This window comes from Nitrosospira multiformis ATCC 25196, assembly GCF_000196355.1.
Taxonomy (GTDB): Bacteria; Pseudomonadota; Gammaproteobacteria; order Burkholderiales; family Nitrosomonadaceae; genus Nitrosospira; species Nitrosospira multiformis.
This window is the reverse complement of the sequence record NC_007614.1, coordinates 458,655-481,428: the sequence shown is the minus strand read 5'-3', so window position 1 is coordinate 481,428 and position 22,774 is coordinate 458,655. Positions and strand designations below refer to the sequence as shown.

19 protein-coding genes are annotated in these 22,774 nt (G+C 53.8%); 13 read left to right on the top strand and 6 right to left on the bottom strand.

The window, feature by feature from the left end:
- The first annotated feature begins 11 nt into the window (after nt 1–11).
- Nucleotides 12–1,031 (top strand): magnesium/cobalt transporter CorA, encoded by a 1,020-nt coding sequence (corA, locus tag NMUL_RS02270; RefSeq protein ID WP_167535546.1) that lies wholly within the window; start codon nt 12–14, stop codon nt 1,029–1,031.
- Nucleotides 1,032–1,148: 117 nt separating this feature from the next.
- Here corA and NMUL_RS02265 read toward each other — a convergent pair whose 3' ends face one another.
- Both NMUL_RS02265 and NMUL_RS02260 read right to left on the bottom strand, forming a co-directional pair.
- The gene (locus tag NMUL_RS02265; RefSeq protein ID WP_011379794.1) at nt 1,149–2,195 is read right to left on the bottom strand and encodes a glycosyltransferase family 2 protein; all 1,047 of its coding nucleotides are present in this window, start codon (nt 2,193–2,195) and stop codon (nt 1,149–1,151) included.
- 46 nt (nt 2,196–2,241) lie between these two features.
- On the bottom strand, nt 2,242–3,564 hold the full coding sequence (locus NMUL_RS02260) for a hypothetical protein (protein ID WP_011379793.1): 1,323 nt from the start codon (nt 3,562–3,564) through the stop codon (nt 2,242–2,244).
- Nucleotides 3,565–3,921: 357 nt separating this feature from the next.
- On the opposite strand from NMUL_RS02260, the gene NMUL_RS02255 reads away from it, so the two are divergent.
- The 6 genes from NMUL_RS02255 (at nt 3,922) to NMUL_RS02230 (ending at nt 8,929) form a co-directional block, all read left to right on the top strand.
- Nucleotides 3,922–4,689 (top strand): 3-deoxy-manno-octulosonate cytidylyltransferase, encoded by a 768-nt coding sequence (locus NMUL_RS02255; protein WP_011379792.1) that lies wholly within the window; start codon nt 3,922–3,924, stop codon nt 4,687–4,689.
- A 50-nt stretch (nt 4,690–4,739) separates the two neighbouring features.
- A complete protein-coding gene (locus tag NMUL_RS02250; RefSeq protein ID WP_011379791.1) occupies nt 4,740–5,501 on the top strand; it encodes an HpcH/HpaI aldolase family protein in 762 nt (253 codons plus the stop codon).
- On the top strand, nt 5,498–6,445 hold the full coding sequence (locus tag NMUL_RS02245) for a phosphoglycerate dehydrogenase (protein ID WP_011379790.1): 948 nt from the start codon (nt 5,498–5,500) through the stop codon (nt 6,443–6,445). Before NMUL_RS02250 ends, NMUL_RS02245 begins: the two co-directional genes overlap by 4 nt.
- Before the next feature lie 8 nt (nt 6,446–6,453).
- Nucleotides 6,454–7,383 (top strand): NAD-dependent epimerase/dehydratase family protein, encoded by a 930-nt coding sequence (locus NMUL_RS02240; RefSeq protein WP_011379789.1) that lies wholly within the window; start codon nt 6,454–6,456, stop codon nt 7,381–7,383.
- Nucleotides 7,380–8,021 (top strand): HAD family hydrolase, encoded by a 642-nt coding sequence (locus NMUL_RS02235; protein ID WP_011379788.1) that lies wholly within the window; start codon nt 7,380–7,382, stop codon nt 8,019–8,021. The genes NMUL_RS02240 and NMUL_RS02235 overlap by 4 nt, the downstream gene beginning before the upstream one ends.
- A gap of 122 nt (nt 8,022–8,143) precedes the next feature.
- Nucleotides 8,144–8,929 carry a phosphocholine cytidylyltransferase family protein gene (locus NMUL_RS02230; RefSeq protein WP_011379787.1) on the top strand — a complete coding sequence of 262 codons (786 nt, stop codon included), beginning with the start codon at nt 8,144–8,146 and terminating at the stop codon, nt 8,927–8,929.
- On the opposite strand, the gene NMUL_RS02225 is transcribed toward NMUL_RS02230, so the two are convergent.
- Nucleotides 8,926–10,248, bottom strand: a complete 1,323-nt coding sequence (locus NMUL_RS02225) for a sugar-transfer associated ATP-grasp domain-containing protein (RefSeq protein WP_011379786.1) — start codon at nt 10,246–10,248, stop codon at nt 8,926–8,928. The genes NMUL_RS02230 and NMUL_RS02225 overlap by 4 nt on opposite strands.
- Before the next feature lie 394 nt (nt 10,249–10,642).
- Between NMUL_RS02225 and NMUL_RS02220 the strand changes: the two genes are divergently transcribed.
- The 4 genes from NMUL_RS02220 (at nt 10,643) to NMUL_RS15160 (ending at nt 15,014) form a co-directional block, all read left to right on the top strand.
- Nucleotides 10,643–11,101 (top strand): HIT family protein, encoded by a 459-nt coding sequence (locus NMUL_RS02220; protein ID WP_011379785.1) that lies wholly within the window; start codon nt 10,643–10,645, stop codon nt 11,099–11,101.
- Nucleotides 11,102–11,370: 269 nt separating this feature from the next.
- Complete coding sequence (locus tag NMUL_RS02215; protein WP_011379784.1) at nt 11,371–12,084, top strand: 2,3-bisphosphoglycerate-dependent phosphoglycerate mutase; 714 nt, start codon at nt 11,371–11,373, stop codon at nt 12,082–12,084.
- A gap of 225 nt (nt 12,085–12,309) precedes the next feature.
- Complete coding sequence (locus NMUL_RS02210) at nt 12,310–14,220, top strand: glycosyltransferase family 39 protein (RefSeq protein ID WP_011379783.1); 1,911 nt, start codon at nt 12,310–12,312, stop codon at nt 14,218–14,220.
- Nucleotides 14,221–14,256: 36 nt separating this feature from the next.
- A protein-coding gene (locus NMUL_RS15160) for an IS5 family transposase (RefSeq protein WP_148235532.1) occupies nt 14,257–15,014 on the top strand; the annotation gives its coding sequence in 2 pieces (ribosomal slippage) (nt 14,257–14,590 and nt 14,590–15,014; 759 coding nt in all).
- 143 nt (nt 15,015–15,157) lie between these two features.
- Here the strand turns inward: NMUL_RS15160 and NMUL_RS02195 are convergent.
- The 3 genes from NMUL_RS02195 to NMUL_RS02185 all read right to left on the bottom strand — a co-directional run bounded on the left by NMUL_RS02195 (nt 15,158) and on the right by NMUL_RS02185 (nt 19,112).
- Nucleotides 15,158–16,453, bottom strand: a complete 1,296-nt coding sequence (locus NMUL_RS02195) for an O-antigen ligase family protein (RefSeq protein ID WP_011379780.1) — start codon at nt 16,451–16,453, stop codon at nt 15,158–15,160.
- A gap of 206 nt (nt 16,454–16,659) precedes the next feature.
- Nucleotides 16,660–17,964, bottom strand: a complete 1,305-nt coding sequence (locus NMUL_RS02190) for a sugar-transfer associated ATP-grasp domain-containing protein (protein WP_011379779.1) — start codon at nt 17,962–17,964, stop codon at nt 16,660–16,662.
- Between the two features lie 194 nt (nt 17,965–18,158).
- The gene (locus tag NMUL_RS02185; RefSeq protein WP_011379778.1) at nt 18,159–19,112 is read right to left on the bottom strand and encodes a Kdo hydroxylase family protein; all 954 of its coding nucleotides are present in this window, start codon (nt 19,110–19,112) and stop codon (nt 18,159–18,161) included.
- A gap of 315 nt (nt 19,113–19,427) precedes the next feature.
- On the opposite strand from NMUL_RS02185, the gene NMUL_RS02180 reads away from it, so the two are divergent.
- On the top strand, nt 19,428–20,747 hold the full coding sequence (locus NMUL_RS02180; protein WP_011379777.1) for a hypothetical protein: 1,320 nt from the start codon (nt 19,428–19,430) through the stop codon (nt 20,745–20,747).
- A gap of 114 nt (nt 20,748–20,861) precedes the next feature.
- Nucleotides 20,862–22,766 carry a glycosyltransferase family 2 protein gene (locus NMUL_RS02175; RefSeq protein WP_202944833.1) on the top strand — a complete coding sequence of 635 codons (1,905 nt, stop codon included), beginning with the start codon at nt 20,862–20,864 and terminating at the stop codon, nt 22,764–22,766.
- Nucleotides 22,767–22,774 lie beyond the last annotated feature (8 nt).

The window sequence follows — 22,774 nt, the reverse complement described above, 5'->3', positions numbered from 1 at the left end:
TGCCGCCGGGCATGCCGGTGCATATCGGGGCAAAGAAAAACGCGTCCCCACGCATAACCTTGCTGGATTACGATCCGGAAGGCGTGCGTGAAGCCGAGGTGGCTCCCGCAGACCTTGCCGAAAAGATCAAACACGCTTCCGGGGTCAAGTGGGTTAACCTGCAGGGCCTGGGCGACATCCACATGATCGAGCAGTTCGGCGCATGTTTTAACCTTCACCCTCTGGTACTGGAAGACATATTCAACACAGAGCAACGCTCCAAGGTGGAGGATTACGGAGATTACCTGTACGTGGTGCTCAAAACCTTCGGGTATGAAACCAGGGGTAAGGAAGAGAGAATATATTCCGAACAGATCAGTCTTGTACTCGGCAAGGATTTCGTGCTGTCGTTTCTGGAAGCGAATGGTGTTCAATTCGAGTCGGTCCGCGACCGCCTGCGGGCCGGCAAAGGCCAAAGCGCAAGACTTGGTGCCGATTTCCTGATGTACAACCTGATTGATTCAGTGGTCGACACCTACTTCAGCATTCTTGAACGCCTCGACGAAAAAACCGAAGCGCTGGAAACGGAACTGGTCGATCGTCCGCAGCCGAGCACCTTGCAATCCATTCAAAGACTCAAACGTGAAGGCGTTTTTTTACGCAGGGCGCTGTGGCCGCTCCGCGAGGTAATCAGTTCTTTGCAACGTGGAGATTCACCCCTGTTTAGCCGCAATACTCTGCTCTACCTGCGGGATGTGTACGACCATACTGTCCACATTATCGAATCGATCGAATCGCTGCGTGACGTCACGGCGGGCATGCTCGATATTTATTTATCGAGCGTAAGTTTCCGCATCAGTACTGTCATGAAAGTTCTTACCGTCATCACCACCATATTCATGCCTTTGACGCTGATAACGGGCATTTACGGAATGAACTTCACGTACATGCCGGGGCTTGAATGGCACATGGGATTTTTTATTGTACTGACCGCAATGGCAGTCATCAGTATTGCGATGCTGCTACTGTTCCGCTGGAAAAAATGGTTGTAGCGGCGTGAATACAAAAACCCAAAGGATAGCCGGAGAATTTTTTTAAACTTCAGAAGCCTTGCAGTTCTTGCAAGGAGATGCATCGCCTTTACTGGAAGGCCGTTCTCCGCAGAGCATTCATAGTAGCCTAGGAGTACAATTTTCTTCGGTCGGCACCCTTTCCCAGGTCAGTATCCGCAAGCCGCAAATACGCGCCCATAAGGTCAGTGCCTCATACCGCACGCGTGGAACATCGGGCAATATCCAGATTTCCGAAATGCGCTTGTCCTCACGCCAACTGCACAAGAATAACCGCACGGCAGCGTCCACGCCTGACAAGAGGCTCCTCATCTGCAAACAGAGAAGCATGCCTGCCGCTTCGGGCGAAAGCCAGTAAACGTATCCTCCTCCGCAAAATACCTCGTCGAGCGCCTCTAGCAGGCTCGATGGAAAATACGCTAGGGGGCAGTCTCCGGAAAGAAGGAGAATATTACGCTTTGCGCTGGGATGGCGCGAAAAAAAAAGCTTACGATTGCGCCTGACCAGTTTCTTGAAGGAGCGGCCCCGCCCGAACGAGCCGCCCCCCTCATGTTGTATGTGAGCATCCGGATGCACGCCCACCCGCCAACCACGTTTGTTGAGGCGGCGCCCGAGATCGACATCTTCATAGTAGCCGCGGCCGAAGGCCAGATCGAAACCGTTCGCATCCCGGAATACCTCCCGGCGGATGAGAAACGCGTGACCCCGAAGGCGGTGTGTCTGAACATAGCCGCCCGGCTGCCGCACATACCGGTTCAAATCATATCCGGCAAAATCATTCCCTGCGGGGATGATGACTGCCAGCCGGGAATCGGCGACGAGTGTCGCGTATAAGAGCGGTAAAAAATCTTCGCCCACTACTGTGTCGGAGTTCAGGACCAGCACGTAGCATGCATCGGATCGACTGATTGCTTCGTTTACCGAGGCACCGAAACCCTGGTTCTCCCGCGCGTGGTGCACGCGTATGCGCCCGCGCGGCAATTGATCCAGCATGGCATGGGTTTCCATTCCCGACGCGTCGTCCTGAATGAAAATGAAGCGTATGGATGGGCTCAGGCAGGCAACGACCGAATCGATGCAGCGCCGTGTCAACGCTGGTGCATTATAGACGGGAATCACCACATCGATGGGGGGCATCGCCGGCATACGGCTCAGTAACCTCCTTGAGAAAACTACCAGCGAAGCCGGCTGATCAGGCAAAAGCGAAATCTTTGGTGTTGCCTTGCGGCTCGGGCTGGCTCTGGTCTGCCTTTGACCGCACTTGTTCCTCCAGCAGCGCGACATAACGCGATAACACGTCCGGATCCCCTACATCGATCATTTCCTTGAGAAAGCGTTGACGATGCTCTTCTATATAAAAAGAATCACAACCCTGGGTAAGGAATTTTTCCATGTGTTTATACACATCATCGCGACAGCGCAATTCTGCTTCCGGCAGGTATTCAGCAAGAGCCGACCGACCGGCGTGCAAGTAATCCGCCGCCAGTACAGGCTTTCCGACCTTTACCGCCTCGAATACTACAGAAGTGGCAAGATCGATAATGACATCTGCCCAGTTCATCAGATGGATGGAATGAAGATTGCCGCCTGCTACCCGCACGTTGGGCAAGCGCCGGAGCGAAATATCTTTTGTCAGGGATTGCTGCCAGCCGCCGCGGGTATGCGGCTTTATTATAAGTTCCACTCCCGGAAAGCCTGCCACTATGCGCACTACCTCTCCCACTTCTTCCCAGAAAGTGGAAAAATTACTCTTTCTCAGAAACATCGCCACCTTGAGGTTGCTACCGGTTCGCGTCAGCGGTGACGGGGGCATCAACGTTGCCAGTTTGGCGAGCCATTCGTCGCAGTAGCGCGGGGAACCGAGTATCGCAAGTTTCTGGTTATCCATGAAAGGGCGAAAACGCACCGAGCATAACTCGTTCGGCACCACAACCTTCTCGAAAATGCCGGCATTGGCAAATGTGGTATCCGGCTCCAGGCGCAACTCGCGCCGCCGGATCAACTGACTGGCGTGGGGACTGTCTCCATGCGGCAGCGATACCGTGCCCAGGCCCATCCGGCGCGCCGTCGACAATACCACCTTGACCCATTCCACGCAGATGGAGGAGTTGCGTTCTATCCAGTCAAACACCACCACGCCTTCCTCATTCGCTGCGAAACTCCGGGTCAACAAGCACTCCGCGGTGCGCTGCCAGACAGGCTCGCGCCGCTTGGCATCATAAACCTCCTCCAGTTTTTTCATGATCGGCCCGAGGAAGGGGCGGCGCAGGCTACGGATCAGTATCAGCGTCTGGAAAAACCATCTGATAAAGTCGAGCGGCGGCAATACATCCGCAATGTAAGCCATCCGCACACCCTTGAGGCCTTTCAGGAATCCGATGCGATAATCCGTCCGGAATCGCGAGTTGCCGATCAGGATGATGTCGCAGGTATGACCCTTGCTGGTCCATTTGTAAATGACCGGGGTAATGTGATCGATGTCATTATAATGACGAAGGAAAAATAAAGCTTTCATACCAGCATACCTATTCCTTGGACGCAAGCAATACGCTGCATCTCCTCATTTTGAGGTCCTTTAGACATTCTCAGGGAAAAATCTTACAATTCTACACGCGCTGATACCCGTTTTACTAGCATTACAGATGTTTTTACTTCCCCGGCCTTCTGTTAAAATGGAGTCACCACTTAGCCATTAGCCCGATTTTTGCCGCTCTCCTGCTGCAATCGCCAAACCATAGCTGCAGAATTCAGCACATAATCCTCCAATGCCTGATGCGCACCTTTAAAGGGCAACCTATCCCGATAAATAAAGGCAGTCATCAGTCAAAGTGAAAAGCTCGGCCTCATCGCCTTCAATTAACATAAATCCCACATGAAAACAATTGCTGTTATACCGGCCCGTATGGGTTCGTCCCGTTTTCCCGGAAAACCCATTGCGAACCTGCTGGGCCGAACCATGCTCGAGCATGTGTATAAACGTGTCGCCTTGAGCAAAGCGCTTGATGCAACCTATATAGCCACCTGCGATGACGAAATACGACGCGCCGCAGAGAATTTCGGTGCACCGGTCATTATGACTGCGGATACTCACGAACGTGCGAGTGACCGCGTGGCCGAGGCGGTGGCAGAAATGGATGCTGAACTTATCGTCATGGTACAGGGCGATGAACCCATGACTCATCCGGAGATGATCGACGCAGCCGTGGATCCGTTCCGGCATGACCCGGACTTGGGGTGCGTGAATCTCATGCGGAGCATCGATAATAAAGGGGATTTCTACGACTTCAATACAATCAAGGTTGTGACAGACCGGCGTGGCGACGCTCTCTTCATGTCACGCCAACCGATTCCGACTGTGCCGGCGTCTGCTCTGTCCGCCGGATCTGATTTTCCGCATACCCTGGCCTTTAAACAGGTGTGCATCATTCCTTTCCGCCGAAAAACGTTGCTCGAATTCTCCACGCTGCCGTCCACGCCGCTCGAAAAGCTTGAATCGGTGGACATGCTGCGGCTATTGGAGCATGGTTATCGTGTAAAAATGGTGGAAACCCGGTTCAATACCCAAGCTGTCGACACCCAGGCCGACCTGGAGCGTGTAGCCAGACTGATGGAGAAAGACCCGTTACTCGCATCATACTGATGCGGACTTCATAATTCTCTCAGACGCACTTCATTTCTCAAGGTGCATACGTGCAATTAAAAGCAAAACTGGCGCGCAACGCCTTGACCATCGGCTCCTGGATCACTTTGGGACATCCTTCCATCGCCGATATCATGGGCGCGGCGGGATTTGACTGGCTGGTGCTGGATACGGAACACAGCGTTCTGGAACTGAGCGAAGTTCAGATGCTGATCCAGGTGCTCGACAGCCGTGCATGTCCCGCCATCGTGCGATTGACGTCGAATCATCCTGATCAGATCAAGCGGGTCATGGATGCAGGAGCGACAGGCGTAATGGTACCCATGATCAAAACGGCGGCGGATGCCGAAGCGGCCGTAAACGCAGTATATTACCCTCCACGCGGACAACGTGGAGTCGGGCTTGCACGCGCCCAGGGGTATGGCGCGCGATTTCAGCAATATCGCCACTGGCTGGAAGAAAATGCCGTCATCATTGCCATGATCGAGCATATCGATGCAGTCGATGCCATCGATTCGATTCTTTCCGTTCCGGGAATCGATGCTTATATCATAGGTCCCTACGATCTTTCAGGATCGCTCGGCCGTCCCGGAGAACTCGCTGATCCGGAAGTCCAGGCTGCGGTAGAACGGGTAAAAGATGCCGGGCGACGCGCGGGCAAGGCAGGCGGCATTCATGTAGTCGAACCCAATCCGGAACAATTGCGCCGCAATATCGAGGCGGGCTTCAGTTTTCTTGGCTATGGCCTGGATATCCGCATTCTCGATACCGTCTGCCGCAGTCATCTGCAAAACATCAGGGAAGCTCTATGAACAAACTTGCGATTTCCACCTCGTCATTCGATGTCAGCCATAATAGTGCTCTCCGGCCTTTACAGGAGAGGGGCATACCCATTGCCGAAAACAGTCATAAGAGGAAACTTACCGAGGATGAGGTTATCGCCCTGCTGGGCGAAGATACGGTGGGAATGATCGCAGGCGTGGAGCCTCTCACAGAGCGGGTTTTCTCCTGCGCGAGGAGCCTGAAAGTCGTATCGCGCTGCGGCAGCGGCCTCGACAGCGTCGATCTTGGCGCAGCGAAACGGCATGGAATCAAGGTGTTGAACACGCCGGAAGCTCCCGCACAGGCGGTTGCCGAGCTCTCGCTGGCCCTTATAATGGCAGCATTGAGGAAGATATGCCAGACAGATAAACAGGTTCGCGCGGGGCAGTGGCCCCGGGCCCAGGGAGGTCTGCTGGCTGCCCAAAAGGTGGGAATTGTGGGGCTTGGACGGGTAGGATCACGTGTAGCCCGATTGTGTCGTGCGTTCGAAGCGCAGGTGGTGGCGCACGATACTTATGTAAAGGAGATGCCTCCGGGAATGGAAGGCGTGAAACTGGTACCCTTCGAAACCTTGATAGCCGAAGCGGATATCATCAGCCTGCACCTGACCTACGACGCGGACACTCACCATCTGTTGAATGAAAAAACGTTTGCACGGATGAAGCCTGGCGCGATCGTCATCAATACCGCCCGGGGTGGGCTGATAGATGAAGCAGCGCTGGCCGATGCCCTGAACAGCGGGCAGCTTGGAGGAGCGGCAATGGACGTTTTCGAGCAGGAACCTTACCATGGCCCGTTACTGCAATGCGATAACGCAATACTGACCTCCCATATCGGCTCTCTTGCAAAGGAATCGCGTCAGCGTATGGAACTGGAAGCCGCGGAAAATCTGGTGCGCGGATTGATCGAAGCCGGTGTAATGGAAAAAGGTTAAAACAGCAGATGTCCAGCGAGATTGCCATTGTCTATGGCGCCAGCGGTTTTCTGGGCAGTCACGTTGCCGACGCGCTCTCCGACTCGGGCTATCGGGTGCGCCTGTTCGACCGCTCTCCATCGCGCTACCAGCGCGCGGATCAGGAGATGATCATTGGCGATATCATGGATCTTGAGCAGGTGAAGGAAGCGGCTCATGGTGCTGACGTGGTTTACAACTTTGCCGCCATTGCAGATATTGACGAAGCACAGGAAAAACCCATCGCTACGGCGACCATCAATGTGCTGGGTAACATGCATACACTGGAAGCAGCGCGTCTTGCCGGCGCCCGGCGCTTTGTCTTCGCGAGCACGATTTACGTCTATTCCGAATCGGGTTCCTTTTACCGGGCCAGCAAGCAGGCAGCGGAACGTTTCATCGAAACCTACCACGAGCGTTATGGCCTGGAGTATAGTATTTTGCGCTATGGCTCGCTCTATGGCCGACGCGCCGACGCGAGAAACGGCATCTACCGCATGCTGTACGAGGCGCTGGAACAGCACTCGATTACTTATCACGGCAGTGGAGAAGCAATTCGGGAATATATTCATGTGGAAGATGCGGCGCGCATGAGCGTACAAGTGCTGGCACCGGAGTTTGCGAATCGTCACCTGATCCTGACAGGGCAGGAGCGGTTGCACATCAAGGATGTAATGACAATGATTTCAGAAATTATGCCCTGGAAAGTCGATCTGCGTTTCGACGAGGCCCGTGCGGGGCATCATTACGAAGTAACGCCTTATGCTTATCAGCCGCGGATCGGCCGCAAGCTGGTTCTGAACGAGCATGTCGATCTGGGCCAGGGGCTGCTGGATTGCCTTCAGGATATTCATCAGAGCATGCACCATTCGGGTGAAAATGAGGAGATCATACCGCTGGCGTCGGATAATAAGGCATGAAGACTGCTGCATGGCAAGCGATCATTTTCGATTTCGACGGGGTCGTGGTCGAATCAGGAGAAATCAAGACACAGGCGTTTGCCAACCTCTACCAGGAATACGGCGAGGAGGTAATGGTCGAGGTTGCGAAATATCATGTCCTGAACGGCGGCATGTCGCGCTATCAGAAATTTCGTTACTTTCAGGAAATGCTGCTGGAAAAACCTCCACTCACCGCGGAGGAGGAGCGGCAACTCGATCAGCGCTTTTCCGAACTGGTGGTCGAAGCTGTGATTGCCAGCGCCCCGGTTCCAGGCGCAGCGGAGCTGATCCAGCGTGAAGCGGGGCGTATTCCCTTGTTTGTTGCATCCGGTACCCCGGAAACCGAATTGAATACGATCGTTGTTCGCCGTGGTCTGGAGTCCTATTTTACTGCTGTGCGCGGTTCACCCACTCCCAAGCAGAAACTGATCGCAGATATCCTGACTACCCATCGCCTCCTGCCAGAGCGCGTGCTGATGATCGGAGACGCCTTGATCGATTATCAGAGCGCCATGGTCAACAATGTCGCGTTTATAGGCCGTGTACGTCCTGGCGATCAAAATCCTTTTCCAGCGCATGTAGATGTGCTGCCCGACCTGAGCCCGTTACTCCTTTGAATACAGCCTCATTCTCAGCCGCATCTCCACTCACTCCACGTCAAGCGGCCAGATACAAACCCGGCAATGCTTTAAAAATATAACTTCAGAGCTTATTCGATTTCGAGGGAGCGGATTGCAATATGGCGGGTAGCGAAGAAAAACCTCCTGTCAAGGCGATTATTCTGAGCGCCGGCCAGGGGCACCGGCTGGGTCCACTGACAACCAGTATTCCCAAATGCCTGTTGCCAATTTCCGGCAAACCTATCATCGAATGGCAGATCGATGCCCTGCTGTCAACAGGGATCAACCTGGTGACAGTGATCACCGGTTTCCAATCCTGCCTGATTGAAACTTTATTGCAACAGCGTTATGGAAACGATGGAAGGATCGAGACCGTTTTCAACCCTTTTTTCAGTATTACGGATAACCTGGTGAGTTGCTGGATCGCCCGATCGGCCATGGACCGCGACTTTCTGCTTCTGAACGGGGATACGCTGTTTGAGGAAGTTTTACTGGCGAGAGTGCTGAACTCTGATCCAGCGCCTGTTACGCTCGGTGTAGATCAAAAACCTGCCTATGATGCGGATGACATGAAAGTCCAACTGGATGAAAACGGATGGGTCAGACATGTCAGCAAAACGCTGCCGGCAGATCGGATCGATGCCGAATCTGTCGGCCTTGTTCTTTTCAGAGAACGTGGACCGCTGCTTTTTCGCGATACCCTGGAGGAAGCGCTGCGACATCAGAGTGGACTCAAAGCCTGGTATCTCTCCATAATAGAGAACCTTGCCAGCAGACAACTGGTAAAAGCGTGTTTTGTACCGGAAAGCTCCTGGTGTGAAATTGATTTTCCCGCTGATCTGATAAAGGCAGAAGAGCTCTTCAGCGAGAAGAAGCTGAGTAGAAGCGTAACTTTGCAGCGCTAGGGGGCAGGCCTGTTGTATTTAGTCTCGACGGTTCGTCTGAGATTAAATGCCAGAAGTTTTCCCAGTCGCTGCTCGCCAACCGGACCGCCTCCCACTCTCTGAATAATGTCCAGATCAGGCGCCTTGTTGGCCTCCATTATGCACGGTCCGCTGTTGAGCAGGGCAACATCCCATCCGATTACCACCTGATCGGAAAAGGCGCTGGCGTGAGCGTATTGCACGAGATCGACCAGCTCAGGCCAGCATGGAAGCTTCCGGTGCAGGATCTGCACCCCCGTCTCGCAGTGGCGCTCGTACCATCCATCAGCAGTGGCGCCCCACGCGCCACCGGTTCCTCTCCCCAATTCACCGGTGCGAATATCGACGTTGGCTGCAATTCCTCCAGCGTGAAAATTGTCCACTATCACGGATTTTTTCCGGGCCATCCGAAAAACTGCATTGATTACTTCAAATTCGCCCCGCTCGTTACGGCAGCTCATTACCTGCACTGTCGCCAGCGTACCATTGGCAAGATCTGCGATATCCTCATGATTCAGAAGCCGAGGCTGAATCAGGAAAGCTTTTTGCCGTGATTCCAGTCGCAAGCGCTCCAGCAACTGAGTTCCGGTCAGAATCTCGCCATCGTTGCGCCGGTACTGCCCTGAACCGAGGTAAATCCAGCGAGTCGCATTTCTACCGCCCCGCCCATGCGATGGCTTTACAAAGAGATCGGTCTCCGGCAGGCCGGTGCCATTCCAATCCACTGCTGTGACCTTCTCTCCCATGATCTTGAAGAATACAGGGGCTGTCATGATTCCATGCTCGCGGCAACGAGCCATGAAGCACGATTTGTCGGAAATGCAGGGAGTGCTTCGCACAGCAGGAACAGGAAGACCGCCATTGTAATCGCGCAGGAAGCGATAAAGTCCGGCCTTGGTTTCGAGGCGATTCAGATACTCTCCGGCGTGCCGCTTCTTGTCATCGTCATGCAACTCGAAGATGTAGTACCAGGGAGACAGGATCGCACAGTGGAGCGCAAGTTCGATCTGCTCGCGAATCTGCCGGATGATTCCTTTTCCCGTGCGTCTCTTTATAGCCGATCCGTTGAGCGCGGTGAAGACAGCGGTCACCCCCATGATGACGAGCGGTACGGCTGGCAAAACTGCGCACATCGCGATCCTGTCGCGTAACCTGATCTCGCGCCAGATCTCGCGCTGGAAGCAGCGGTGGATAAAAGTCGCCGTGGAGCTATCGTCTTCACGCAAGCGACCAAAGATCCACATGGCACCGCTCAAGTCCCGGGTGATCCTGTCGATACCCAGATCATTCACAATCTTCATGGTCTTTCAGCTTCCTTCGACGAGATGTCAAAAAATGGGAAGAGCAATGTATTTCTAGTTTTTGTCATGCTCGCTGAAGAACCCCGGGCAAGCCCGCGCGTGAGCAGGCTCTTGAAGCGTGGCTGAATGGCAGTCAAGCAGCAAGCCGATCGTCGGCAGCGTTTTTTCGGATCAGCAAAATTCTTTCACTCGGCAGTAAAAGTGTATGTGTGCCAGCGCACATAACCGGGGTTGTTTTTCCATGATCATCCCGTAAAGTCATACTCGCGCCTGCAGGGATTTATTCATGGGTTCATGCTATTCTGGAAAACTTTTGATGCTGCCTCCATTGGGCCGATCCGCATGGTCCACATATTCAACCCATCAGCAAAACCCCCCGTTTAGAAGGTGCTAAATGACTCCCACCCCCTCCGGTACCGCAATCCTAAATCCCACGATGCGGAAATTCGGCGCGCCGGGGACAATCATTCATCAATTTCAGCACTGGATCGTCATGCTGCGTCCAATCCAGGTGACCCTGGGTTCTCTCGTTCTTGCTGCGCATGAGCCAGCCCGCTCCTTCTCCCAGCTTGGTCAGGAAAGCTTTACTGAGCTTCACAAAATAACGGGCCAGCTGGAATCGGCTTTGGCTAAAGCATTCAACTACGACAAGCTCAACTACCTCATGCTGATGATGGTCGATCCGGATGTACATTTTCATGTCATTCCGCGATATGGGGAAGGCCGCTATTTCAACGGCGTGAAATTCATCGATTCCGGCTGGCCGGGTCCGCCAGACTTCAACAAGGCTACAAAGACGGATGCCGACACCAATCGGCTGATAAAGGAGCAGCTCATCTCCTGTTGGCCTTGATACCCTGATAATGTGCGCCTCTTCAGAAAACCTGGGGAAACTGGGCTATTGCCACATTCCCCGTTCCCCGATCAGATATCTGTTCCGACCCGGGTTATTTGGCACCCGCCTTCATCGCGAACTGGGGTAGTTTTTTCCCGGTATTTTGTCTATGTTTTACATATCATCGAAATTTCAGATCAAATGACACCCTCATGCAAAAGAGATGCTGTCCCCCCCCGGAGCATGCCCATGTCGAATCCATTCCCTAATCGAGAAGCAAACCCTATATGACACAACTCGTTCTGCTGCGACATGGAGAAAGCGTCTCGAACCGCGACGGATGCTTTACCGGGTGGGGGGATGCTCCTTTGACGCCCCGAGGCGAGCGGGAGGCAGAGCAGGCGGGCAATCTCTTGAAAAAAGCAGGACACAAGTTCGATATCTGCTTCACCTCCGAGCTCAGCCGCGCGAATGACACGCTCCGCATCGTGCTATCGGTCATGGGGCAGGATGAACCGGTGGTGCAACGAAACTGGCGCTTGAATGAACGCCACTATGGGGCTCTGGAAGGAATCAATCGCTGGAAGGCAATCAGGAAATACGGCTTTTGCCCTATTCTCAGTTCGCAATGCCGTTTTGATGCTCCGCCACCCCCACTTGATCCTGCCGATATCCGTTTTCCCGGAAACCAGGCGTGCTATGCAACCATCGATCCTGGGGAACTGCCGCTTGGTGAGAGCATGCGACAAGCCTTCGCGCGAATGCTGCCTTACTGGCAGCAAACAATCACCCCGGAAATCCAGCGCGGCAAGCGAGTGCTCATTGTCGCCCACAAGCATATCCTGAGAGGGTTGATAATGCAGTTGGATGGCCTATCCATTATTCAGCTCATAAAATTGTCAGTGGCCACTGGTCGTCCACTGATCTATGAGCTTGACGATAACCTGCATCCAATCCGGCATTACTACGCAGACACCGGATTGACCGGCCATACAGGTTGAGCGGTGAACAGAAGACGCAGCCAGTATTCCGACGACGCCGGAATGATAGCTGAATCAGAGTCTGCAAGCCTCCGTATAGCGAACTTGTGCTACAAGATGAGGGGGACAAAAATGAATTCCAGAGTTATCTTCTATCTTATCCGAGAGCAGAATAGATAAAATCGGCACAAGCGAGAAAAACAGAACAAAGTCAACTTGATATGGTTTCCAAAGGAGCAGGAAAAAATGCTTGAGCTGGCTGGAGTTGGGCGACGTCCCCTATTTCCGGATCACAGTCGTTTTGCAGTCCCAGGGTTATTGGCCGCGTTCCTCGACGGACTGCTGTTCGAGTCGCTGATGAGCTATGGGGCAAACCTCGCCCTGTCGCATATCGTGGGCTTCCTCGCGGCTGCGACCTTGCACTACTGGTTTATTTCGAGACCGCGGCTTTTATACGACCTCGCGGGCTATTCCAGATGGACTGAGCTCGGCCGCTTCCTGGTTATCTGTGTGCTGGCGCTTTCCGTGCGCGGCGGCCTATTAGCGGTGCTAATCCAGGCCTGGGATATACCGCCGGCTGCGGCCATACTCCCTGCAATCGCGGCCACAGCCGTAATGTTGTATCTGGGATCTGTTTTCTACGTGATCCCCAGCGGGAACGCCCTACCCTCGCCTGAGGCAGACTGGCGCATCGCCTCTTTCGGGATCATCGCATTTGTCATCCTGTTGCGCCTCATCTACATTGGCGTGGCGCAACTGATTCCTGATGAAGCATATTACTGGAATTACGCCCAGCACATGGATCTGAGTTTCTACGATCACCCACCTATGGTTGCCTGGTTGATATGGCTTGGCACATCCATTTTTGGAAACAGCGAATTTGGCGTCCGGGTCGGAGCATTCCTGTGCGGCTTGATAACAATGGGGTATTTATTTGCGCTCACACGCAATCTATACGATAGCGCAACGGGGATTCGCGCTGTGCTGCTGCTTGCGATTCTTCCCTTTTTCTTTGCTACTGGCGCATTGATGACGACAGATGCGCCGCTCGTGGCCGCGTGGGCTGCAACTCTGTACTATCTCGAGCAGGCCCTGATCGCCCAGCGGGAGCGGGCTTGGCTCGGGGTGGGCATTGCCTTCGGTCTGGGCATTCTCTCCAAGTATACCCTGGGTTTGGTGGGTATTGCCGCACTGGTTTTTGTGATTATCGACCCGGTTGCACGCCGCTGGTTGCGCCATCCTTATCCGTACCTCGCTGTACTGCTTGCACTGCTCTTGTTCTCCCCCGTAATTATCTGGAACATGGAGCATGGCTGGATGTCGATATTGTTCCAGTCCGGCCGCGTCAGGGGCGTAGGAGATGACGAGTTCGGATTATTCGAATTGATTCTTCATTTTGCCGTACTGCTTACGCCGACCGGCTTGCTCGCTGCCGCGCTAGTATTGCTGCCCGGCACCCGGCAGAATAATAGCGTCTCCATTTGCAGGCGCCGCCTGTTCATTATGGTATTCACCGGCGTGCCGCTGGCGATCTTCCTGATTCTCAGCATTTTCGACACCCAGCGGTTCCACTGGACCGGGCCGCTATGGCTTATGGCACTGCCTGCCATGGCTTCGATGATGGGGAAAATGCGAAATTTCTCTGGTAACCCGACGATTGCGGATCGGGTAATGGCAGCTTGGAGGCCCACTATTCTGGCATGCCTGGTTTGTTATGCGATTGCACTGCACTACCTCGTTCTCGGCTTCCCAGGCATTCCCTACCAGGGCATATATAAAGGTTTCCCCGAGCATTATTTCTGGCGCCAGGCAACGATGGGCATCGAGCAGATTGTAGAGGATACGCGGCGGCAAACCGGCCAGGAGCCCATCGTCGTGGGCATGAGCAAGTGGTCCGTGGCCAGCATCGTCACTTTCTATAATCGGGGCAAACCCATGGAAATACGTTCGCGCAACATATTCGGCGACAGCGGCGCCATGTACGATCTCTGGTATCCGTCGGAATCCCCTACGACGCGACCCGTCATTCTCGTCGGCATGTGGCAGGATAATCTCGAATGCGTCCGAGACAGCATCGAGATCGGGAAGATGCTCGCCAATCCTGATCCGGTTCGGCAACTAGGTTCAGGACCTATTAATTTCATGATTCACGAATAGGATCAAATGTGATTCACTTATGGCGGAGGTGCTGCCATGAGAGATTTGTTTTACCTGTCGGAAACACAGTTCAACCGTATAAAACCTTATTTTCCCTTGTCCCACGGAGTTCCCCGTGTTGATGATCTGCGGGTGATCAGCGGGATCATCTACGTCATTCGGAATGGCCTGCAATGGAAGGATGCCCCCAGGGAATACGGGCCGCACAAGACACTGTATAACCGTTTCGTGCGCTGGAGCCGACTGGGCGTGTTCAACCGCATCTTTGTGGAACTGACCGGTAAAGAGGAAACGCCCGAGAGGCTGATGATCGACGCCACGCATCTGAAGGCCCACCGCACGGCAGCCAGCCTGCTAAAAAAGGGGATGTTCCCCGCCGTATCGGTCGCACAAAGGGCGGCCTGAACTCGAAGCTTCATGTGGTCTGCGACGGTCAGGGCAAGCCTGTGGCCATGCTCCTGTCCGAAGGGCAGATGAGCGATTACAAGGGAGCACGTGTGCTGCTGCCGTCATTGCCCAAAGCCAAAACCCTGATTGCAGACCGCGGCTATGACGCTGCCTGGTTCCGGGCAGCGTTGCGTGCCAAAGGCATGACGCCCTGCATACCGACAAAAAGGAATCGCAAAATCCAGATCAAATACGACAAGACCCTCTACAGGCAAAGGCACAGGATCGAGAACATGTTCGCTCGGCTCAAGGACTGGCGCAGGATCGCCATGCGTTACGACCGCTGTGCCCATACCTTCTTCTCTGCCATCTGTATCGCCGCAACTGTCATCTTCTATCTCAATTAATGAGTCCTGAGCCTAGCCATCACGGAGAACGGTAAATCGCTGCGGGGGGTATACTATCGCATCGCACATGGATACCTGGGCAAGGAATATCGGCAAATCTCGCCCAAGTGCGCAGAGGAAAAGCATACCTAGCCGGCGCCATGTCATATATTCTCTAGCCGTTCAGGCCCGGGAGACCGGGCGGGCAGGGAGTTGCTGAATGAAGCTTCCTGATTTTTCCGCCAATTTCCTTCCTTCTGCCAGGCTATGGCTATGGCGGTGATGACCACGAGAAAGGTAGGAATCTTGCTGTAAAGGGCAAAAGTATCCGTCAAACCGGAGAGGAAGATGAAGAACACCAAAGCCGCCCCTAGAACTGGAAGACGGTGCGCTCTCAGTGTCTGAAACCAGCTCCACAGGAAAAAGCCGTAAGCCAGAATTCCCAGTGCGCCCGTATGCATTCCAATCTCGATCCAGTCATTATGATAATGAGACGCTCCTACATACTGGGGTAAATCCCTGTAAATTCCGCCCTTATAGGTTGCCACGGTTTTTTCGAAATAGCTTTCCGGCATCCCGGTGCCATGGCCAAAGAACGGATGCTCCAGAATTCCGTGCAGGCCGACATCCCACATAGCCAGCCGGTAGCCCAGGCTGGTATCGTATTTTCCCTGCTGGGACAACTTGGCTTCGACCTCCACCTGCTCAAGTCTGGCCTGAAAGCTGTTACTGCCGTATACCAGAACCGCAACCACAATAGTCAGCGATGCAATGATACCCAGGAGTGCTTTTCTTTCCGTTTTATAAGTCAGGAAAACCATCAAAAAAACGGCAAGAAGCGTGGCCAGCAAGGGACCGCGTCCATATTGCCCAAACTGGATCAGCAATAAAAACAAGCTCCCGAGCCCCAAGACGCATTTCCATTTTATCTCGCCGATGGCCGTGGCAAGGTAGAGTAAAAGAATGACACCGATCCCCAGCAGGGAGGAAAACACGAGATAGCTGATGTTAAGTGGGGGGATGCCTTGCACTCCGGAAACAGCCCATTGGTAAACACCTGACAACAGGACAATGATGTAACCCGTGAGCAGGCCGGCAATCGCCCAAGGCAAGCGGTGTCTATTGAGAAGCGATAAAAACGGGATGAAAACCAGGAAGCCAAAATATCGCCTCCATTTCATTCGCCCTGCCTCCGGATAATCTGCCCAAAGGAGTCCCACCGCCACTACCGCACACAGAAGGAGTATTCCCAGCACGAGTGGCTCTCTAATGATCTGGCCGAGCCTGCGAGGGCCGCTATCGAGAATCCAGATGAAGGTCAGAAGGATACCGGTACCCAGGCTCAGCCATTTGCTCCATAAAGCGATGCCGAAAAACAGCAGCACAAACTTTGCGGCGACCTCTTGCCACGCGCGCGCTTCGTATATCGGACTGCAAGGAACTGTGACTTTCTCATTCATCGAATAGGGCTCATGCAGGCAATATAAACAAGCTGGAGAGCGGGAGTATAGGCAAATAACCGGCCGAGAAATCAGGGCTGGCCAGCCAGCACCACCTAGGAAATCTAAACAAGGTTACAAATGCGTCATCGAGGTAATACTTGGCTCGAATCCCTTCCCGTTCTGGCCAGCATAATCGAACACTGGTTTCGATTCTTCCGACCCGCTTAAGAAGATTGATGCACAGCCTCGACAGTGCGTTCCAGGTTGAATGCCAGAAGCTTTCCGAACCGCTCGTTACCCAGCGGACGCCGGCTTATCCGCTGGATCATGTCCAGATCGGGGGCCTTGTTGATTCCAACCATGCACGGCCCGCTGTCGAGCAGGGCAACATCCCAGCCGATTACCACCTGGTCGGAGAAGGCGCTCCCATGGGCGTATCGAACCATCGCGAGCAACTCGGGCCAGCACGGAAGCTCGCGGTGCAGAATCTGCACACCCGTCTTGTCATGTCGCTCGTACCATCCTCCTCCTGTGGATCCCCACGCTCCGCAGGCGCCCCTTCCCAATTTGCCGGTATGAAGATCGACATTGACTGCGATTCCGCCTCTGTGAAAGTTATCGACAACTACGGTCTCATTTTGCGCCATTCGAAAAACCGCATTGGTTGCCTCGAATTCGCCCCGCTCATTGCGGCAACTCATTACCCGTATCGTCGCCAAGGTGCCATTTGCAAGATCGGCAATTTCTCTATGGTTAATAAGCCGGGGCTGCACCAGGAAAGACCTGCGCCATGATGCCTTGCATAACCCCTCCAGCACCTCTTGAGCGGTGGCGTGTTTACCATCGTTGCGCCGATATTGCCCCGAACCCAGATAATCCCATCGTACCGCGTTCCTTCCGTTCTCCCCCTGGAGCGGTTTCACGAACAGATCGGTTTCCGGGAGCAGGGACCCGCCCCAATCAATTGCTTTGATCTCCCCCTTCGAGACAATCAAAAACACAGGAGCTGTGGCAATAGAGAACCTGCGACAGCGTGACAGGAAGCATAATTTGTCCTTGATGCAGAAGGTACTGCGCTCTGCAGGGATGGGAAGGCCGCCATTGTAGTCACGGAGGATGCGGTAGAGGCAGGTTTTTACTTCAAAGCGGTTGATGTATTCAGAAGCGCGCCGCCGCTTGTCGCCGTCATGCAGTTCAAAAATATAATACCAGGGGGGCAAAATCGCGTATCGCAGCGCAATCTCAAACTGTTCCCGGATTTGCCGGATTATCCCTTTTCCGGTCCGCTTCTTTATAGCCTGTCCGTTAAGCGCAGTGAAGGCGATAGCCAACACCAGGGTGACGAATGGCGCAAACGGTAAGGCTGCATACATGAGGGTGCGTTCGCGAAACCCGGCACCTCGCCAGCTTTCCCGCCGGAAACATCGATGGACGAAAGTGGCGGCCGAGTTGTCCTCAGGCAGAGAGGAAAACGTCCACATTGCACCACTCAATGCCTGCGTAATTCTGTCGAGACTCCAGGCACTCATTGTATTCTGGTATTGGCGCCAAATGTCTGGGGCATAGGTGATAAGGTTATGACCGATTCAGATGGATGGCCACCGACACGTTCCCGCGACTTTGTCCCAGTTTCATTCCAACTGATCGCCTGGATGCTTTTATCCGACGATTGTCCGCATGATTTTATCGGGGCTGCGTCACCTCTGACTGGCACCTCTCACGCTTAAACCAAAGCCTTGCCCGCCAACCTCTCCAGAATGCGCAATGATGAGCGCGAGGAATCCTTCATCGCCTCCACGGGCAAATAGAAGGTCTGATCGAGACTATGCTGCCCCGATATGGCCCCATGCAACACCAGATCGGTGATCGCAATCCAGCTCGCGCCTGCAGGAAATTCCATGATCTTGCGCGGGGCCGTCCGCTGGTACTCCTTGTCGCGCATGCCGAGCGAACGCAGCGTTGCGATATAACGGTCGTATCGGGTCTTGGGGCCGTCTATGATGCCGAGGCGACCCAGGATAGAGGTGATCCAACTCGGCTCACTCGGGTGCGCGGCAGGCAAAAAGCGCCGCACGAAGGGTTCAAACGGTTCGCCGAGCTGCCAGATACGCAGCCTGTCAGTGGGATTGATATTGGAAAACACACGCAGCATGCCTCGTCCCTGGGTGGGATAGCCGTAGCTTGAATCAATGTGCAGGGATTGGATGTTATTACGGGGGAAAGGACGATAAGTAACGCGTTTCCGCTCCAAGGCTCCCTGATAGCTGGGAAACAATTGAGTGATGACACTCTCTGTCCATTTGCTGTAGCGCGACATCATCGCCTCGATCTGGGGACGGGCTGTGTTCTTGACCTGAGCCCGCATCATCTTTCCCCGCACTTGGGCATAATGATACTTCTTGATACGCCCACGCTCTGGATCAAAAATGATGGTTGGACGTCCATCCTCGACATCTGGCGTTCGAGACAGGATATTCGCCGTATCCGAAATCAGCTCTCTCTCATGGCAGGACAACTCAAATCCACTTTTGGGCAGATAGATGACACCACCCCCTTCCAACATGTCGATTGCCGCACGCTGCAACTCGGGTGCCCTCAGGTCGGCCCCCGGCTCTATCGTCAGCATCTGCACAATATTACCTTCCTGGTATCCCGCATCCAGTTCCTTATTTATCATGGTGTTCCTTGATCTGTTGGACGTACGAATAGTCTATAAGTAAAGTAATACACTCATGGAAAAGCGGCAATGACTTCCGTCACTGAATTTGAAAATCGCTAAAGAATTTGCGCGATTACATTAACATATAAATTTAATGATCGGGAATAAAACCAGCCGTGCGATACCAAACATAAGAAACTGCGACAACAACTTCCATAGGGAAGTGCAGCAACAACTGACGATCTGAAACAGCTGTACTGTCTTTATGCATGGTTGCTATGAAGTAATGGCAAAAAACAACTTTCCGGCGCAAGCCTTTCCCTCAATTCCTATATGAAAGCGCTCTTTTTTCTCCGACATTACAATGATATAGACCATATTACACCGGTTATCTCAAAATGGCTCGAGTCCGGTCACCGGTGCGATGTTGTATTGATAGGCAATCCGAAATTCCGTAATGATTACCGTGTTGAATTTCTGGGTACACTGGAGGGGGCGCGTGTTGCCCATATTCGCGATCTCCTGCCCTCCTGGGAATTTTTAGGGTGGCGGCTACAGACACTGCTTCTGGCCAGCCGCTTGCGACGATCGATAATGGGTCCGCTTGTCGATGCACTTGCTCGCGCGTACAGGGTAGACCGGCGTCAATCGATCTGGCGCAGCACTGCCGGCAGATTGCTGGAACGCAGCTTCACCGCTGCTGACAGAGGCGTAGTGGTGTTTGACTGGATCACAAGGGATTCGCCTGTTTCGGTGGAATGGGTCGAAGTGGTTGTTTCCCTCGCGCGGAGCAAGGGTCTGGGCACGGTTTCGTTGCCACACGGAGACAGTCCGCATGCCAGCCAGCTGATACGGCATCACGAGCGGAGTCTCAAGCCGAATTCCCTCTACTCCGCAGCAAGCATATTCGACAAGCTGGTGGTCCCCAACGAGTTATGCGCGGAACGTTTTCGCCCATTCCTGGACGATCAATCCATCGCCGTCCTCGGCTCCCCTCGCTACTGTGACGAGTGGCTGGTGAAATTGGCAGAACTTTCTCCCGCCCCGCCTGCTATCCACCCCGGGAAGGAGCCAAAAAGAGTGAAGGAGTCCACGAAAACAAAAGGCCTTAAAGTCTTGATATTCCTGAGAAAGAGTAACTTTACGACCTTCTGGGAAGAGGTCGAGGAAATTGTGGGAATGATTGCAGCTTTTCCGAATGTGGAACTGGTGATCAAACCTCATACCCGTGGCGGCTGGAGACAACCCCTGACCAGAAATACCTCGTTGCGTGACCTCCCCAATGTGAGCGTGGCACCCGACCAAATCCATTCCGTTCATCTGATGAACTGGGCCCATGTCATTATCGATCTTGCCACTTCGGTAGTATTTGAAGCAGTCAAAGGAAAAAAACCGGTGCTCGCTGCCGACTACCTGCACGCCGGTCGCTCTACCCTGGCGCATTTCATGCCGGAGACGGAATTGAAGTGCCGGGATGATGTATACCGGAAAATCGACGGATTTCTTTCCAATGGCTGCGATTCATTCTATGTAGAGGAACACCGGCAACGCTTCATCAACGAAATGCTTCACGTGGGCGGGTCCGATGTATTGCCGCGTTATGTGACACTGCTTGAAACACAAGCTCAGGCATCGAGAATTGAAAACAGGTGAAAAAGGTATTCATGTGACTGAACCTTAAAAAATACTGGCTCTGCTTCTATAATTAAACTTGCTTATCCGCGAAGGGTTAACGCGGCCTCAGGTACACAACGATAAAAAGGAAACATGATGCCGCAGACATACTCTCCCTCAGTCAGCGTAGTAGTTCCCACTTATGAGCAAGCACGATTCATTGGCCGCGCGTTGGACAGCCTGCAGGCGCAGGTTTTGACGGATTGGGAAGCAGTCGTCATCGACGATGGTTCACGGGATGCTACAGCCGAAGTCGTATCGGCATACCTGGGCGACACCCGCATTCATTACTATCGCTTTCCCGAAAATCGGGGGTTGGGTCGCACCCTGAATGAAGGCATTGCCAAAGCAAAAGCGCCGCTCATCGCTTACTTGCCAACCGATGATGTTTATTACCGCGATCACCTGGGCAGCCTGAAAACATGCCTCGAGACGCAGAAAGGCGCTGTGTTGGCTTGTTCAGGCGTTCGCCACCATTACAACCGCGAGGCCATTGGGCAAATTCCGGAATTTCCTTTGCAACTGGTGCAGTGCATGCATCGGAAAATGCCGGTGCGGTGGGTGGAGCGCGCAGAATTGGAGTCGGATGATCTTGAGCGCCTCTACTGGAGCCTGCTGCGGCCCCTCGGCGCTTTTGCCGAAAGCGGAACTCTTACCTGCGAGTGGGTCTCCCACCCGATGCAACGCCACAAGATCATGCAGGAACCGGAAGGCGGCATCAACACGTTTCGCTCCCATTATCGGGTCAAAGAACCGCTGCGCTTTCATACAACCGTAGGCCATCGGATCGATGAAGCGGACCATTACCGAAAAATGCGCGAACGGCCGGATACTCCTCGTGCCGACAACGGGTTGAAAATACTTCTGGTAGGAGAACTGGCCTATAACGCCGAGCGCGTGCTTGCCCTGGAAGAGCGGGGACACAAGCTGTATGGCCTGTGGATGCAGAACCCGTACTGGTACAACACGGTAGGGCCGATGCCTTTTGGGCATGTGGAGGACCTGCCGCGCGACAACTGGCGCGAAGCAGTGAAGCAGGTGCAGCCTGATGTTATCTATGCATTGCTCAACTGGCAGGCAGTGCCGTTTGCACATGAGGTATTGATGGCCACGCACGGCATTCCTTTCGTCTGGCATTTCAAGGAAGGTCCTTTCATCTGTCTTGAAAAGGGAACCTGGCCGCAACTGATCGACCTGCACCGGTATTCGAACGGCCAAATCTTCTCCAGCCCCGAAATGCGGGATTGGTTTGATACCATCATTCCCGGTTTGTCGCTGGATAAACCCACCCACGTGCTGGATGGAGACCTGCCGAAGCGTGACTGGTTTGATCAGCCTCGTGCGCCGCTGCGTTCTGAAAGCGAAGGGGATATTCATACCGTATCACCCGGACGACCCATCGGGCTGCATCCGCATCATGTTGCGGAGTTGGCCCACCATGGCATTCATCTGCATTTTTATGGGGAGATAACCCATGGACAATGGCTGCAATGGATTGAAAAAACCCAAGCAATCGCGCCAGACTACCTGCATTTACACCCGAACGTGGATCAAAGTCACTGGACTGCCGAGTTCTCCCAATATGACGCGGGCTGGCTGCATCTCTTCGAAAGCAGCAACAGAGGGGAAATCAGGCGGGCAAACTGGGATGACCTGAACTACCCGGCAAGGCTGAGTACCCTTGCAGCGGCCGGCCTGCCGATGCTGCAGAAGGCGAATGAGGATGCTCTCGTCGCCACTCGTACATTAGCAAAGCAGCTTGATATTGGAATTTTTTTTGATACCGTGGATGAGCTCGCCGCACAGTTGCGCGACTGCAAGCAGTTGCGAGCGACGCGTGAGCGGGTCTGGCAGCAGCGGCACCTGTTCACATTCGATCATCATGTCCCAGAACTGGTTGATTTCTTCCGCCTCGTAATAGCGTCCACTTCCAGGAAACAGACACGCACCGGAACTACAGTAGAATCTGCTCATCCGCAAAGCCGCAGGCTGGCATGAAAACATCG

Bases quoted from the DNA above. Each gene is read 5' to 3' on its own strand.
- NMUL_RS02185 (WP_011379778.1), bottom strand. From the start codon at position 19,112: ATGATAAATAAGGAACTGGATGCGGGATACCAGGAAGGTAATATTGTG.
- NMUL_RS02245 (WP_011379790.1), top strand. From the start codon at position 5,498: ATGAACAAACTTGCGATTTCCACCTCGTCATTCGATGTCAGCCATAAT.
- NMUL_RS02215 (WP_011379784.1), top strand. From the start codon at position 11,371: ATGACACAACTCGTTCTGCTGCGACATGGAGAAAGCGTCTCGAACCGC.
- NMUL_RS02190 (WP_011379779.1), bottom strand. From the start codon at position 17,964: ATGAGTGCCTGGAGTCTCGACAGAATTACGCAGGCATTGAGTGGTGCA.
- NMUL_RS02255 (WP_011379792.1), top strand. From the start codon at position 3,922: ATGAAAACAATTGCTGTTATACCGGCCCGTATGGGTTCGTCCCGTTTT.
- NMUL_RS02225 (WP_011379786.1), bottom strand. From the start codon at position 10,248: ATGAAGATTGTGAATGATCTGGGTATCGACAGGATCACCCGGGACTTG.
- NMUL_RS02180 (WP_011379777.1), top strand. From the start codon at position 19,428: ATGAAAGCGCTCTTTTTTCTCCGACATTACAATGATATAGACCATATT.
- NMUL_RS02230 (WP_011379787.1), top strand. From the start codon at position 8,144: ATGGCGGGTAGCGAAGAAAAACCTCCTGTCAAGGCGATTATTCTGAGC.
- NMUL_RS02240 (WP_011379789.1), top strand. From the start codon at position 6,454: ATGTCCAGCGAGATTGCCATTGTCTATGGCGCCAGCGGTTTTCTGGGC.
- NMUL_RS02210 (WP_011379783.1), top strand. From the start codon at position 12,310: ATGCTTGAGCTGGCTGGAGTTGGGCGACGTCCCCTATTTCCGGATCAC.
- NMUL_RS02265 (WP_011379794.1), bottom strand. From the start codon at position 2,195: ATGCCGGCGATGCCCCCCATCGATGTGGTGATTCCCGTCTATAATGCA.
- NMUL_RS02175 (WP_202944833.1), top strand. From the start codon at position 20,862: ATGATGCCGCAGACATACTCTCCCTCAGTCAGCGTAGTAGTTCCCACT.
- NMUL_RS02220 (WP_011379785.1), top strand. From the start codon at position 10,643: ATGACTCCCACCCCCTCCGGTACCGCAATCCTAAATCCCACGATGCGG.
- corA (WP_167535546.1), top strand. From the start codon at position 12: ATGCCGGTGCATATCGGGGCAAAGAAAAACGCGTCCCCACGCATAACC.
- NMUL_RS02195 (WP_011379780.1), bottom strand. From the start codon at position 16,453: ATGAATGAGAAAGTCACAGTTCCTTGCAGTCCGATATACGAAGCGCGC.
- NMUL_RS02260 (WP_011379793.1), bottom strand. From the start codon at position 3,564: ATGAAAGCTTTATTTTTCCTTCGTCATTATAATGACATCGATCACATT.
- NMUL_RS02235 (WP_011379788.1), top strand. From the start codon at position 7,380: ATGAAGACTGCTGCATGGCAAGCGATCATTTTCGATTTCGACGGGGTC.